Source organism: Kitasatospora sp. NPDC057198 (assembly GCF_042670125.1).
GTDB lineage: Bacteria > Actinomycetota > Actinomycetes > Streptomycetales > Streptomycetaceae > Kitasatospora.
The window spans coordinates 1-13,714 of record NZ_JBHUWH010000190.1; the positions used below are offsets into that span (position 1 = coordinate 1).

The 13,714-nt window shown below is 75.6% G+C and carries 9 protein-coding genes; 1 reads left to right on the forward strand and 8 read right to left on the reverse strand.

Features of this window, described 5'->3' with window-relative positions:
- Nucleotides 1-7: 7 nt before the first annotated feature.
- Entirely contained in the window at nt 8-1,669 is a 1,662-nt protein-coding gene (locus ACFUEL_RS21365) for a S8 family serine peptidase (protein ID WP_380238038.1), read from the reverse strand.
- Between the two features lie 151 nt (nt 1,670-1,820).
- On the opposite strand from ACFUEL_RS21365, the gene ACFUEL_RS21370 reads away from it, so the two are divergent.
- Entirely contained in the window at nt 1,821-6,422 is a 4,602-nt protein-coding gene (locus tag ACFUEL_RS21370) for an ATP-dependent helicase (RefSeq protein ID WP_380238040.1), read from the forward strand.
- Nucleotides 6,423-6,435: 13 nt separating this feature from the next.
- Here ACFUEL_RS21370 and ACFUEL_RS21375 read toward each other — a convergent pair whose 3' ends face one another.
- The 7 genes from ACFUEL_RS21375 to ACFUEL_RS21405 all read right to left on the reverse strand — a co-directional run.
- On the reverse strand, nt 6,436-6,684 hold the full coding sequence (locus tag ACFUEL_RS21375; RefSeq protein WP_380238042.1) for a hypothetical protein: 249 nt from the start codon (nt 6,682-6,684) through the stop codon (nt 6,436-6,438).
- 52 nt (nt 6,685-6,736) lie between these two features.
- Nucleotides 6,737-7,105 (reverse strand): helix-turn-helix domain-containing protein, encoded by a 369-nt coding sequence (locus tag ACFUEL_RS21380; protein WP_030457965.1) that lies wholly within the window; start codon nt 7,103-7,105, stop codon nt 6,737-6,739.
- A gap of 331 nt (nt 7,106-7,436) precedes the next feature.
- The gene (locus ACFUEL_RS21385; RefSeq protein WP_380238043.1) at nt 7,437-7,922 is read right to left on the reverse strand and encodes a CinA family protein; all 486 of its coding nucleotides are present in this window, start codon (nt 7,920-7,922) and stop codon (nt 7,437-7,439) included.
- Nucleotides 7,915-8,547: a CDP-diacylglycerol--glycerol-3-phosphate 3-phosphatidyltransferase gene (gene pgsA / locus ACFUEL_RS21390; protein WP_380238045.1), complete on the reverse strand. Its 633-nt coding sequence runs from the start codon at nt 8,545-8,547 to the stop codon at nt 7,915-7,917. The genes ACFUEL_RS21385 and pgsA overlap by 8 nt, the downstream gene beginning before the upstream one ends.
- Nucleotides 8,544-10,004, reverse strand: a complete 1,461-nt coding sequence (rimO, locus tag ACFUEL_RS21395; protein ID WP_380238047.1) for a 30S ribosomal protein S12 methylthiotransferase RimO — start codon at nt 10,002-10,004, stop codon at nt 8,544-8,546. Before rimO ends, pgsA begins: the two co-directional genes overlap by 4 nt.
- 81 nt (nt 10,005-10,085) lie before the next feature.
- Nucleotides 10,086-10,946, reverse strand: coding sequence for a helix-turn-helix domain-containing protein (locus tag ACFUEL_RS21400; protein WP_380238048.1), 861 nt, complete (start codon nt 10,944-10,946; stop codon nt 10,086-10,088).
- A 157-nt stretch (nt 10,947-11,103) separates the two neighbouring features.
- The coding region (locus ACFUEL_RS21405) for a DNA translocase FtsK (RefSeq protein ID WP_380238050.1) at nt 11,104-13,714 on the reverse strand (2,611 nt) is incomplete at its 5' end.

Genomic DNA, 13,714 nt, shown 5'->3' on the forward strand with positions numbered 1-13,714 from the left:
GGCGGGGTCAGCCGGTCGGCAGGGCGAGGATCCCGGCGCCGTAGTAGTCGTGCCGGCAGCCGAACGGCAGGGTGCGGGCGCAGTTGTCGGCGGCGGCGCGGGAGAGCGCGGCGGTGATCCGCCCGGGGTCCCAGTCGGGGTGCTGGGCGGCGACCACGGCGACGGCGCCGGTGACGTGCGCGGCGGACATCGAGGTGCCGGCCAGGGCGGCGTAGCGGCCGCCGGGCCAGTCGGAGACGACCGCGCCCTGGGTGCCGCCGTCGGGGTCGCCGCCGGGGGCGGCGATGGAGACCTTGCCGCGGCCGTAGTTGCTGTACGAGGTGGGCAGGCCGGTGCGGTCGACGGCGGTGACGGTGACCACGCCGGGCAGTTCGCCGGGCAGCCGGATGCACTCGGTGCCCAGCCGCCGGTCCTCCGGGGGGCCGGTGGTGCGGTCGTTGGGGCTGCGCCGGTCCTCGCGGCCGGCGTTGAGGTCCTGCCCGTCGTTGCCCGCGGAGGCGACCACCACGGCGCCCTTGCGCTGGGCGTAGGCGACGGCCCGGCCGACGGCGGCGGCCAGCGCGGCCTGGTCGGCGTCCTCGGGGCAGTTGTACTTCCACGGGTCGGCGAAGTAGCTGTCGTTGATCGCCCGGGCGCCGTGGTCGGCGGCCCAGAGCATGCCGCAGACGATGTTCTCGGCGTAGTACTGGCCGAGCGGTCCGAGCAGCCGGACGGCGGCGATCCGCACGCCGGGGGCGACGCCGGTGACGCCGTGGCCGTCCCGGGCGGCGCCGACGATCCCGGCGACGTGGGTGCCGTGGCCGCTCTCGTTGATCGCGTCGTCGGGCCGCCAGGCGCCGCTGCGGGAGTCGGGGCGGCCGTCGGCGCAGGACGCGGAGGCGGCCGGGTCGACGGCGGCCCGCAGGTCGGGGTGGGTGTCGTCGACGCCGGAGTCCAGCACCGCGACGGTGACCCCGGCCAGCTGCTGGGCGGTGGGCAGCGCGCCGGCCCGGTCGGCGGAGGGCGTGCCGGCGCCGGCGGCGACCGGCGGGCGCAGCAGGGCGGCGGCGTGCCCGGTGGGGCGGTCGAGGGCTCCGATCATGGCGAGGTTCCAGTCGGACTGCTCGCCGGGGTCGGGCACGGTGGCGGTGGAGTCGTCGGCGCCCTCCGCCAGGTTCGCGCCCTCCGCCGCGTCGTCGGCGGCGGGACCCAGGCCGGCGGGCCCCGGATCGGCGGGCCCCGGGTCGGCGGGTCGCGGGCCGGCGACCGTCCGGGTGCCGTCGCCGCCGTCGCCGCCGTCGCCGCCGGTGAACCCGGAGCCGGCCAGCGGCCGGGGCGGCGAGGGCACCGGCACGGTGCGGGTGGCGCCGACGGCGGCTATCCCGGGCTGCCGGCGCAGCTCCGCGGCGAACCGCGGGCCGGCGTAGGCGAGCACCGCGCCGATCTGCGGGTAGTCCTGGACGACCTTGCCGCCGAGCGCCCGGGTCCGGTCGGCGGCGTGCTCGGCGCCCTGCGCGTCGGTGCGCTCGTCCAGCACCAGGTAGCTGAGGTAGGTGCCGCCGGTGCCGGTGACGTACGGGACGGCGCCGCCGAGCAGCAGTCCGGTGAGCAGCGTCGCGCCGAGCACCCGGACGCTGCGGCGCCGACGGGTGGCGGGGGTGCTGCTGGGGGCCTGGCTCACCTGCTCCATCGCACGGTCTCCGCTCGTCAGGCAGGGCCGGACGCCGGGAAGTCGGGTCCGGATCCTCACGATATGAGCGATTTGTACGATTTGCTGCACGGGATTGGGTCAGACGGTGACCGTTCCGTGACCTGTCAGCGTGTCGGGGCACCATGGGGTCATGGCCATCTCCGACGCCGATCCGCTGCAGGGTTTCGCCCCGGCCACCCGGGCCTGGTTCACCGGGGCGTTCGCCGCGCCCACCGAGGCGCAGTCCCGGGCCTGGTCCGCCATCGGGCTCGGGACGGACGTGCTGGTGGTCGCCCCGACCGGCTCCGGCAAGACGCTGGCGGCCTTCCTCTCCGCGCTGGACCGGCTGGCCGCCGACCCGCCCCCGGCCGACCCGAAGCGCCGCTGCCGGGTGCTCTACGTCTCCCCGCTGAAGGCCCTCGCGGTCGACGTCGAGCGCAACCTGCGCGCCCCGCTGGCGGGCCTGCGGCAGGCCGCCGTCCGGCTGGGCCTGCCGGAGCCCGAGGTCCGGGTCGGCGTCCGCTCCGGCGACACCCCGGCCGCCGAGCGCCGGAAGTTCGCCACCCAGCCGCCGGACATCCTGATCACCACCCCCGAGTCGCTGTTCCTGCTGCTCACCTCCGCCGCCCGGGAGGCGCTGCGCGGCGTCGACACGGTGATCCTGGACGAGGTGCACGCGGTGGCCGGGACGAAGCGCGGCGCGCACCTGGCGCTCAGCCTGGAGCGGCTGGACGAGCTGCTGGAGCGCCCGGCCCGCCGGATCGGCCTGTCGGCCACCGTCCGCCCGGTCGAGGAGGTGGCGCGCTACCTGAGCCCTCAGCGCGGCGCGGCGATCGTCCGGCCCGGCGGCGACAAGCGCTTCGACCTGTCCGTGGTCGTCCCCGTCCCGGACCTGGCGGACCTGCCCGCCGCGCCCGCCGAGGAGGACGACCCGCAGCGGCAGTCCTCGATCTGGCCGCACGTCGAGGAGCGGATCGTCGACCTGGTGCAGGCGCACCGCTCGACCATCGTGTTCGCCAACTCCCGCCGGCTGGCCGAGCGGCTGTGCAACCGGCTGAACGAAATCGCCCACGAGCGGGCCACCGGCGCCCCGCTGCCCGGGGCGCACGCGCCCGCCGAGCTGATGGGCGGCTCGGGGGCGGCCGCGGGCGCGCCGCCGGTGCTGGCCCGGGCGCACCACGGCTCGGTCTCCAAGGAGCAGCGGGCGCTGGTGGAGGAGGAGTTGAAGGCCGGCCGGCTGCCCGCCGTGGTGGCCACCTCCAGCCTGGAGCTGGGCATCGACATGGGCGCGGTCGACCTGGTGGTGCAGGTCGAGTCGCCGCCCTCGGTCGCCTCCGGCCTGCAGCGGGTCGGCCGGGCCGGCCACCAGGTCGGCGCGGTCTCCCGGGGCGTGTTCTTCCCCAAGTACCGGGGGGACCTGGTGCAGTCCGCCGTGGTCACCGAGCGGATGCGCAGCGGCCGGATCGAGGCCCTGCGGGTGCCCCGCAACCCGCTGGACGTGCTGGCCCAGCAGCTGGTCGCGATCACCGCGCTGGACGTCTGGGACGTCGACGAGCTGCTCGCCCTGTGCCGCCGGGCCGCCCCGTTCGCCACCCTCCCGCAGTCCGCGTTCGACGGCGTGCTGGACATGCTGGCCGGCCGCTACCCGTCCGACGCCTTCGCCGAGTTGCGCCCCCGCCTGGTCTGGGACCGCGTGGCCGGCACGGTCACCGGCCGCCCCGGCGCCCAGCGCCTGGCCGTCACCTCCGGCGGCACCATCCCCGACCGCGGCCTGTTCGGCGTCTTCATCGCGGGCACGGACCCCAAGAAGGGGGGCGGACGGGTGGGCGAGCTGGACGAGGAGATGGTCTACGAGTCCCGGGTGGGGGACGTCTTCACCCTGGGCACCACCTCCTGGCGGATCCAGGAGATCACCCACGACAAGGTGCTGGTCACCCCCGCCCCCGGTGTCCCGGGCCGGCTGCCGTTCTGGAAGGGCGACACCCTCGGCCGCCCGCTCGAACTCGGCCGCGCGGTGGGCGCGTTCGTCCGCGAGGTCGGCGCGCTGGAGCCGGCGGCGGCCACCGAGCGGCTGCGCGCGGCCGGCCTGGACGACTGGGCGGCCGGCAACCTGCTCGCCTACCTCGCCGAGCAGCGCGCCGCCTGCGGCCACCTGCCGGACGACCGCACCATCGTGGTCGAGCGGTTCCGCGACGAGCTCGGCGACTGGCGGATCGTCGTGCACTCCCCGTTCGGCGCCCAGGTGCACGCCCCGTGGGCGCTGGCCATCGGCGCCCGGCTGCGCGAGAAGCACGGTCTGGACCCGCAGGTGATGCACGCCGACGACGGCATCGTGCTGCGCCTGCCGGACGCCGACCTGCTGGCCGACTTCCCCTCCGCCGCGCCCGCGACGGCCGCCGACGAGGCCCCGGTCGGCGCGGACGCCGCGGTCTTCGACGCCACCGAGGTCGAGCAGCTGGTCACCGACCAGGTCGGCGGCTCGGCCCTGTTCGCCGCCCGGTTCCGCGAGTGCGCCGGCCGCGCCCTGCTGCTGCCGCGCCGCAACCCGGGCAAGCGCACCCCGCTGTGGCAGCAGCGCCAGCGCGCCTCCCAACTGCTGGAGGTGGCCGCCGAGTACGGCTCCTTCCCGATCGTCCTGGAGGCCGTCCGCGAGTGCCTGCAGGACGTGTTCGACGTGCCGGGCCTGGTCGAGCTGATGGGAGACCTGGAGTCCCGCGCGGTGCGCCTGGTCGAGGTCACCACGCCCGAGCCGTCCCCGTTCGCCCGCTCCCTGCTGTTCGGCTACGTCGCCCAGTTCCTCTACGAGGGCGACTCCCCGATCGCCGAGCGCCGGGCCGCCGCCCTCTCCCTGGACTCCCGGCTGCTGTCCGAACTGCTCGGCCAGGCCGAGCTGCGCGAGCTGCTCGACCCGCAGGTCCTCGCCGAGCTGGAGGCCGAGCTGCAGCGGCTCACCCCCGAGCGCAGGGTCCGGGACGCCGAGGGCGTCGCCGACGCGCTGCGGCTGCTCGGCCCGCTCTCCGAGGCCGAGTTGGCCGAGCGCGGCGCCCAGCCGCTGTGGGCGCTGGAGCTGGAGGCCGCCCGCCGGGCGATCCAGGTCCGGACCGGCGGCGCGCTGCGCTGGGCCGCGATCGAGGACGCCGGGCGGCTGCGCGACGCCCTGGGCACCCCGCTGCCGGTCGGCGTCCCCGAGGCGTTCACCGAGCCGGTCAAGGACCCGCTGGGCGACCTGCTGGCCCGGTACGCCCGCACCCACGGCCCGTTCACCGCGCAGGAGGCCGCGGAGCGCTTCGGCCTCGGCAGTGCCGTGGTCACCGGCACCCTGCACCGCCTCACCGCCGCCGGGCGCCTGGTCCAGGGCGAGTTCCGGCCCGGCGGCTCCGCCGCCGTCCCCGAGTGGTGCGACGCCGAGGTGCTGCGCCGGCTGCGCCGCCGCTCGCTGGCCGCGCTGCGGCAGGAGGTGGAGGCCGTCCCGCCGAGGGCGCTGGCCGACTTCCTCCCGCAGTGGCAGCACCTGGCCGGGCACCGGCTGCGCGGCGCCGACGGCCTCTACCGGGTGGTCGAGCAGCTCCAGGGCACCGCGCTGCCCGCCTCCGCGCTGGAGAAGCTGGTGCTGCCGGCCCGGCTCACCGACTACTCCCCCGCCCTGCTGGACGAGATGATGGCGGCCGGCGAGATCGGCTGGTCCGGCGCGGGCGCGCTGCCCGGCAAGGACGGCTGGATCAGCCTGCACCTGCCGGAGAACGCCCACCTGCTGCGCCCCGAGCCGCTGCCGCTCACCCCGGGCCCGGTGCACACCGCCCTGCTGGAGGCGCTCAGCGGCGGCTACGGCGCGTTCTTCCGCCAGCTCGCCGAGCGCGTCCCGGACGTGCCGGACGCCGAGATCGCCGACGCCCTGTGGGACTTGGTCTGGGCCGGGTACGCCACCAACGACACGCTGGCCCCGCTGCGCGGCCTGCTCGGCTCGGGCCGCACCGCGGGCGCCACCGCGCACCGGGCGCCGCGCGCCACCCCGCGCGGCCGCTACGGCGGCGCGGGGCGCGGCCTGGCCCGGCCCGCCTCGCGCACCGGCCCGCCGACCGCGGTCGGCCGCTGGTCGCTGCTGCCCGCGTTCGGCGGCGAGGAGACGGTGCGGGCCGCCGCCCGGGCGCAGGCCCTGCTGGACCGGCACGGGGTGCTGACCAGGGGCGCGGTGGCCGCCGAGCGCGTCCCGGGCGGGTTCGCGGGCGCCTACCGGGTGCTGTCGGTGTTCGAGGAGCGCGGCCGGGCCCGCCGGGGGTACTTCGTCGAGGGCCTCGGCGGCGCCCAGTTCGCCATGGACGGCGCCGCGGACCGGCTGCGGTCGGTCAGCTCCCGGCTGGAGCGGGAGACGGGCGACGAGTGGTCCACCGGGGGCGCGGCGCGGGCCCCGCAGGCGCTGGTGCTGGCCGCCGCCGACCCGGCCAACGCGTACGGCGCGGCACTGCCCTGGCCGGAGCCGCCGTCCGACACCGCGGCCGCCCACCGGCCGGGCCGCAAGGCCGGTTCGCTGGTGGTGCTGGTCGACGGCGAGCTGGTGCTGTACCTGGAGCGCGGCGGCAGGTCGCTGCTCGCCTGGGCCGACGGGGGCCCGGCCCTGGAGGCCGCGCTGGGCGCGCTGGCCGGTCCGCTCACCGTCGAGCGCGTCAACGGCCACCCGGCCCTCACCAGCCCGCTGGGCCCGGGGCTGGAGGCGGCCGGTTTCCACCCCACCCCGAAGGGCTACCGGATGCGGTAGCCCGGGTGCCGCTTCACCCGTCCGGGGGAGCGGCGCCCGCCCCGGCCGGGTCCGGCGGCGCGGGGTCCGTTTCCCGTCTCCGCGGCTCCGGGGGCGTCGTCCTGGCGTGCACCGGGACCAGCCCGATCCCCCACCACCCGGCCGCGAGCACGCCGAGAGCGGCACCGCCGTGTATCGCGGTGCCGCTCACCAGCAGCAGTATCAGGCCCAGGCCGACCAGTGCCGACGCACCGAACAGCAGCGCACTGCGCGCACTCCGCATAGTGGCCCTCCTTCACCCGGCGTCCCGCGTCCGCGGGACGGTCGAGGTCCGGTCAGGCCGCCACCACGTCCATCGCCGCCTTGGGCGAGATGGAGCCGGACCGGTCGACGCCGGGGGCCGGCAGCGGAACCGGTTCGAGCACCGGCCTCAGCAGATCACCCTCCGAGAGGGTGGCCATCGCCGCAAGTTCGGCGAGCGACAGTTCGTCGCTGACCTCCCGCATGACCTCCGACATCCGCACGTCGAGCGCGTCGCAGATGGCGGAGAGCAGTTCGGAGGACGCCTCCTTCTGACCCCGCTCGACCTCGGAGAGGTACCCGAGCGAAACCCTGGCGGCTGCCGACACCTCGCGGAGTGTGCGGCCCTGGCGCTGGCGCTGCCGACGCAGCACATCGCCCAGCAGGCGACGGAGCAGAATCATCGGTGCCTCCCTCCTCGGACTGCGGATCGAGATGTCACGACCCCACCGTACCGCCTTGCCAGCATCCCGTGCGGGGACCGGGGTCGTGTTCACTCTGGGCTGCAAGGCACCCCTCCCTGATTCTTCCCCTCCGGAGCCGTCGAACCCCCCGTGACGGGTGGATGTCCGGCTCCGGACGCACGGTCGACGCCGGGTCGACGTGATTCCCCCCGGCCGTCTTCCGTCCGGCCGGAGCATCCGGTGTAACACGATCTCCCGCCGGGTGCGGCGGGTTCACGGGTTTTGGGCGCCCCGGGCCGGTGCTTTCGGCAGGCTCGGTTCCCGGCGGGGCTCAGCCCGCGGTGCCCGCCAGCCGCCGGAGCAGCAGCCCCAGCGCGGCGTCCACCGCCCCGTGCCGGATCGTGTCACGCCCACCCGACAACCGGAGCGGGAGCGCTTCTGTTCCCGTCGGCCCGGCGAGGGCCACGTGGACGGTGCCGACCGGCTGCCCGCCCTGCGGTTCGGGCCCGGCCACCCCGGTGGTGGCCAGCGCCCAGTCGGCGCCGAGCAGGCGGCGCACCCCCTCGGCCATCTGCCGGGCCACCACCGGGTGGACCGGGCCGTACACGTCCAGCAGGCCCTCGTCGACGCCGAGCACGGACGCCTTGAGCTCGGTGGCGTACGCGGTGACCGAGCCCCGGAAGACCGCGGAGGCGCCGGGGACGCCGACCAGGGCGGCGGCCAGCAGGCCGCCGGTGAGCGACTCGGCGACGGCCAGGGTGGCGCCGTCGGCCCGCAGCGCGGCCAGCGCCCGGGCGGCCGCGCCGTCCTCACCCACCGCGGCGCTCCCGGGCGATGCCCTCGCGGCGCAGCCGGACGGCCTGCAGCACGTAGTCGAGGCCGGTGGCCAGGGTGAGGAACACCGCGACGCCCATCACCACGGCCCGGCCGGTGGCCAGCGGCCCGGTGAGCACCAGGACGTACATGCCGACCGCGGTGCCCTGGGCGAGCGTCTTGAGCTTGCCGCCGCGGCTGGCCGGGATGACGGCGTAGCGGATCACCCAGAACCGCATCAGCGTGATGCCGAGTTCGCGGGCCAGGATCACCACGGTGATCCACCAGGGCAGGTCGCCGAGCAGGGACAGGCCGATCAGGCCGGTGCCCATGATCGCCTTGTCGGCGATCGGGTCGGCGATCCGGCCGAAGTCGGTGACCAGGCCCTTGCGGCGGGCCAGCGCGCCGTCGAACACGTCGGTGATCATCGCGATGGCGAAGGCCGCCCAGGCGAAGGCCCGCCACTTCGGGTCGTGCCCGCCGTCGGCGAACAGCAGCGCGGCGAAGACCGGGACGAGCACCAGCCGGAACATGGTCAGCACGTTGGCGATGTTCCACACGCCGGGCTGCGGCGGGACGGCGGCCGGGGTCGGCCGGGTGGCGGCCGGGGCCCCCGGCCCCTTGGTCATACGTCGGCTCCGAGCGGCACGATCGCCTCGGCGACCAGGTCGACGCCCTCGGTGCCGACCACGGTGGCCCGGTAGGACCGGCCGACCACCGCGTCCTCGGCCCCGACGCCGAGCAGGGTGGTCAGGCCGTCGGTCTCCGGGGCCTGGTGGGCGGCGCGCCCCTCCACCACCCCGTCCTCGACCGACTCCACCAGCACCGTGACCTCGCTGCCGATCCGCTGCTCGGCACGCTGCGCGGTGAGCTCCTCGGCGAGCTTGGAGAGCCGGGCGACCCGGTCGTCCACCACGTCCTGGTCGAGCTTGCCGTCGTAGCCGGCCGCCTCGGTGCCGTCCTCGTCGGAGTACCCGAAGACGCCGATGGCGTCGAGCCCGGCGTGGATGATGAACCGTTCCAGCTCCGCGTAGTCCTCCTCGCTCTCGCCGGGGAAGCCGACGATGAAGTTGGAGCGGGCGCCGGCCTCGGGGGCCTTCGCCCGGATCGACTCCAGCAGGCCGAGGAACTGCTCGGTGGAGCCGAAGCGGCGCATCCGGCGCAGCACCGCGGGCGCGGAGTGCTGGAAGGACAGGTCGAAGTACGGGACGACCTTGTCGGTGCCGGTCATCACGTCGATCAGGCCGGGGCGCATCTCGGCGGGCTGCAGGTAGCTGACCCGGACGCGCTCGATGCCCTCGACGGCGGCGATCTCGGTGAGCAGGGTCTCCAGCAGGCGGATGTCGCCGAGGTCCTTGCCGTAGGAGGTGTTGTTCTCGGAGACCAGGACGACCTCGCGGACGCCCTGCCCGGCCAGCCAGACCGCCTCGTTCAGGACGTCGGAGGGCCGGCGGGAGATGAAGGAGCCGCGGAAGGCCGGGATGGCGCAGAACGAGCAGCGGCGGTCGCAGCCGGAGGCGAGCTTGATCGAGGCGACCGGGGCGTCGTCCAGCCGCTTGCGCAGGGTGCGCGGGCCGGAGGCGGGGGCGAGGCCGTCGGGGAGGTCCTCGGGGGCGCCGTGGCCGGGCAGCGCGACCTCGGCGGCGGCGGCCTGCCGCTCGACCGGGGTGAGCGGGAGCAGCTTGCGGCGGTCGCGCGGGGTGTGGGCCTCGACGTGGCCGCCGGAGAGGATGGTGTTCAGGCGGCTGGAGATGTCGGCGTAGTCGTCGAAGCCGAGCACGCCGTCGGCCTCGGGGAGGGCGTCGGCGAGCTCCTTGCCGTAGCGCTCGGCCATGCAGCCGACCGCGACCACGGCCTGGGTGCGGCCGTGCCCCTTGAGGTCGTTGGCCTCCAGCAGGGCGTCGACGGAGTCCTTCTTGGCGGCCTCGACGAACCCGCAGGTGTTGACGACGGCGACGTCGGCCTCGCTGGCGTCGTCCACCAGTCGCCAGCCGTCGGCCTCCAGTCGCCCGGCGAGTTCCTCGGAGTCGACCTCGTTGCGGGCGCATCCGAGCGTGACCAGGGCGACAGTGCGGGTTTCAGGCATGACGCCAAGATTAACGCGCGCCCCCCGGTGGAGTTCCCCCCGGAGGGCGTGCGCGTTGCCGCGGGGCCGGATCGTCCCGGTTCAGCCCGCCTGCGGGTCGCCGGGGGTGTAGGTGAGGTGCACGACCTGGCCGTCCTGCCCGGCCGGGCCGAGGTCCTTGCCGTTGACGAACAGGTGGACGGCCCCGGCGTTGCCGATCACCAGGGTGATCTTCTTGGGGTCGGTGAAGGTCTGGTCCTGGCCGGCTTCCAGGTTGTTGGAGAACAGCGACTTGCCGCTGCCGTCCTTGGCGGTGACCCAGCTCTTGTCCGGCCCGGCGACCAGCTTGACGGTGACCTTGTCGGCGGGCGCGGCGGCGATCGCCCCGGCGCTGCTCTCGGGGGCCGGCGGCTGGGCGGACGGGGCGGTGGTGGCCGGGGCGGAGGCGGCGGAGGGCAGCGGGGCGCTGGCCGCGCCGGGCTGGTCGCCGCCGGGGGACGAGGAGCCGACCAGGTTGTAGCCGATCAGCGCGACCACGGCGAGGATGGCGACCACCATCGCGGCGGTCCAGTTCGGCCGGTTGTGGTCGCGGACCTTGATCGGGCCGGGGTCGACCAGCTGGCCGGCCGGCCGGACGGGGGCCCCGCCGTGCTCGGCGTCGTACCGGGCGACCAGCGCCTCGCCGTCCAGGCCGACCTCGCGGGCCAGCAGCCGCAGGTGGCCGCGGGCGTAGAAGGCGCCGCCGCAGCGCTCGAAGTCGTCGGACTCGATGGCGTGCACGATCGGCACCCGGATCCGGGTGCGGGTGCTGACCTGGTCGACCGTCAGGCCGGCGTCGATCCGGGCCCTGGCGAGCTGCCGCCCGATGCTCGGCCCGCCGGCGGTGGCACGACTCGACTCCTCGGCGGCGGTGGGCGCGGAGGAGTCGGGGGCGGAGCTGTGGGGGGACTTGCCGATGGTCACTGGGCACGCCTTTCGAGCGGAGGCCACCTGCTGAGGCACCAGTCTAGGGGTGGAGGCGGAACGTTTCTCAACCGGAGGGGGCCCGAACGTGCCACGGTCTCGCTACAGGAGTTGACAGGCGGTCACGGTGGCCCCCGGCCGCGCGACCGCCCGCCGCCTACCCCCGGAGGGTCAGCAGTACACCGTCCAGTTCGTCCGGCTTGACCAGGACGTCGCGGGCCTTGGAGCCCTCGCTGGGGCCGACGATGCCGCGGGACTCCATCAGGTCCATCAGCCGGCCGGCCTTGGCGAAGCCGACCCGCAGCTTGCGCTGGAGCATCGAGGTCGACCCGAACTGGGTGGTGACCACCAGTTCGGCGGCCTGGATCAGCAGGTCGAGGTCGTCGCCGATCTCCTCGTCGATCTCCTTCTTCGGCCCGCCGCCGACCACCACGTCGTCCCGGTAGCGGGCGGTCAGCTGGTCCTTGCAGTGCTGGACGACCCTGGCGATCTCCGCCTCGGTGACGAAGGCGCCCTGCATCCGGACCGGCTTGGAGGCGCCCATCGGCAGGAACAGCGCGTCGCCCTTGCCGATCAGCTTCTCGGCGCCGGGCTGGTCGAGGATGACCCGGGAGTCGGCCATCGCCGAGGTGGCGAAGGCCAGCCGGGACGGCACGTTGGCCTTGATCAGGCCGGTGACCACGTCCACCGAGGGGCGCTGGGTGGCCAGCACCAGGTGGATGCCGGCGGCGCGGGCGAGCTGGGTGATCCGGACCACCGAGTCCTCGACGTCCCGCGGGGCGACCATCATCAGGTCGGCCAGCTCGTCGACGATCACCAGCAGGTACGGGTAGGGCGCCAGCTCGCGCTCGCTGCCCGGCGGCGGCTGCACGGTGCCGGCCCGGACGGCGGCGTTGAAGTCGTCGACGTGCCGGAAGCCGTAGGCCGCCAGGTCGTCGTAGCGCATGTCCATCTCGCGCACCACCCACTGGAGGGCCTCGGCGGCCTTCTTCGGGTTGGTGATGATCGGCGTGATCAGGTGCGGGATGCCCTCGTAGGCGGTCAGCTCGACCCGCTTGGGGTCGACCAGCACCATCCGGACCTCGTCGGGGGTGGCGCGCACCAGCACCGAGGTGATCAGGCAGTTGATGCAGGAGGACTTGCCCGCGCCGGTGGCGCCGGCCACCAGGACGTGCGGCATCTTCGCCAGGTTGGCCATCACGGTGTGGCCCTCGACGTCCTTGCCCATGCCGACCACCATCGGGTGGCCGTCCTCGGCGGCGGTGCGCGAGCGCAGCAGGTCGCCGAGGGTGACCATCTCCCGGTCCCGGTTGGGGATCTCCACGCCGACCGCGGACTTGCCGGGGATCGGCGAGATGATCCGCACGTCGGGGGTGGCCACCGCGTAGGCGATGTTCTTGGCCAGCGCGGTGATCCGCTCGACCTTCACGGCAGGGCCGAGCTCGACCTCGTAGCGGGTGACCGTCGGGCCGCGGGTGAAGCCGGTGACCCGCGCGTCGACCTTGAACTCGGCGAACACGCCGGTCAGTTGGGCCACCACGTCGTCGTTGATCCGGGAGCGGGCCTTGGCCGGGGCGCCGCGCTCCAGCAGGTCCAGCGGGGGCAGCGCGTAGCTGATGTCGCCGGAGAGCTGGAGCTGCTCCATCCGGGCCGGGGCCTCGCCGTGGCCCTCGGGGGCGGCGGTGCGGTCCTCGACGGTGCGCGCGGCGGGCACCTCGGGGGTCCACGGCTCCTCGGGAGGAGCGCCCGTGGTCGAGTCCGGTACGGCGTCCTTGACCTGGCCGAGCATGCTGGCCACCGCGGGCGAGCCGGGCACGCCGTACAGCAGCGCGCCGTCCAGGTCGGCGGCGACGCCGGCCGCCAGGTCGCGGGTCTGGTACGGGTCCTTCTCGAGGGAGAGCGGCTCGGTGGGCTCCGTCCCCCCGGGGTCCTCGCCCTTGCGGCGGCGGCGCCTGCGGCGGGCGGAGAGCTCGTCGTTCTCGACGGTGATCGGCAGCGCGTCCGGGTCGGCGTCCTCGGGCGGGGCGGTGGAGTACTCCCGGTCGGCGTCCGGCGCGGCCTCCTCCAGGTCCCCGGGCAGCGGCTCGACCACGCCCAGGCGCACGCCGAGCTGCCGCAGCCGCTCGGGGATCCGGTTGACCGGGGTGGCGGTGACCACCAGCAGGCCGAAGAAGGCGACCAGCAGCAGCAGCGGGACGGCCAGCGGCGGACCGGCCGCGGCCATCATCGGGGTGGACGCGGCCCAGCCGATCAGACCGCCGGCCTGCCGGATCTTCGTCGCCCCGGCACCCATCGCGGGCCCGCCGCAGCCGATGTGCACCAGGCCCAGCACGCCGACCACCAGGGTGCTCAGGCCGATCGCGATCCGGCCGTTGGCCTCCGGCACCTCGGGGTGGCGCATCAGCCGGACGGCGAGGGCGCCGAGCAGGAACGGCACCAGCACGTCGAGCCGGCCGAACAGGCCGGAGACCACGTTGGTGGCGGCCTCGCCGAGCCAGCCCTGCGGGCTGAACCACGTCCCCGCGGCGGTGACCAGGGCGAGCGCCAGCAGCAGCAGCGCCACGCCGTCCTTGCGGTGCTCGGGGTGCAGGTTGCGGGCGCCGTGGCCGAAGCCGCGGAACACCGCGCCCACCGAGTGCGCCAGGCCCAGCCAGAGCGCCCGGACGGCCCGGAAGAGTATCGGCCGCTTCGGCGGGGGCGGCGGCGGGGCCGCCGCCTTCTTGGCCGGGGCGGCCTTCTTCGCCGGGGCCTTCTTGGCGGGCGCGGCC

Excerpts from the sequence above, each read along its gene's own strand:
- ACFUEL_RS21365 (WP_380238038.1), bottom strand. The coding sequence starts at position 1,669 with ATGGAGCAGGTGAGCCAGGCCCCCAGCAGCACCCCCGCCACCCGTCGG.
- ACFUEL_RS21370 (WP_380238040.1), top strand. The coding sequence starts at position 1,821 with ATGGCCATCTCCGACGCCGATCCGCTGCAGGGTTTCGCCCCGGCCACC.
- ACFUEL_RS21375 (WP_380238042.1), bottom strand. The coding sequence starts at position 6,684 with ATGCGGAGTGCGCGCAGTGCGCTGCTGTTCGGTGCGTCGGCACTGGTC.
- ACFUEL_RS21380 (WP_030457965.1), bottom strand. The coding sequence starts at position 7,105 with ATGATTCTGCTCCGTCGCCTGCTGGGCGATGTGCTGCGTCGGCAGCGC.
- pgsA (WP_380238045.1), bottom strand. The coding sequence starts at position 8,547 with ATGACCAAGGGGCCGGGGGCCCCGGCCGCCACCCGGCCGACCCCGGCC.
- rimO (WP_380238047.1), bottom strand. The coding sequence starts at position 10,004 with ATGCCTGAAACCCGCACTGTCGCCCTGGTCACGCTCGGATGCGCCCGC.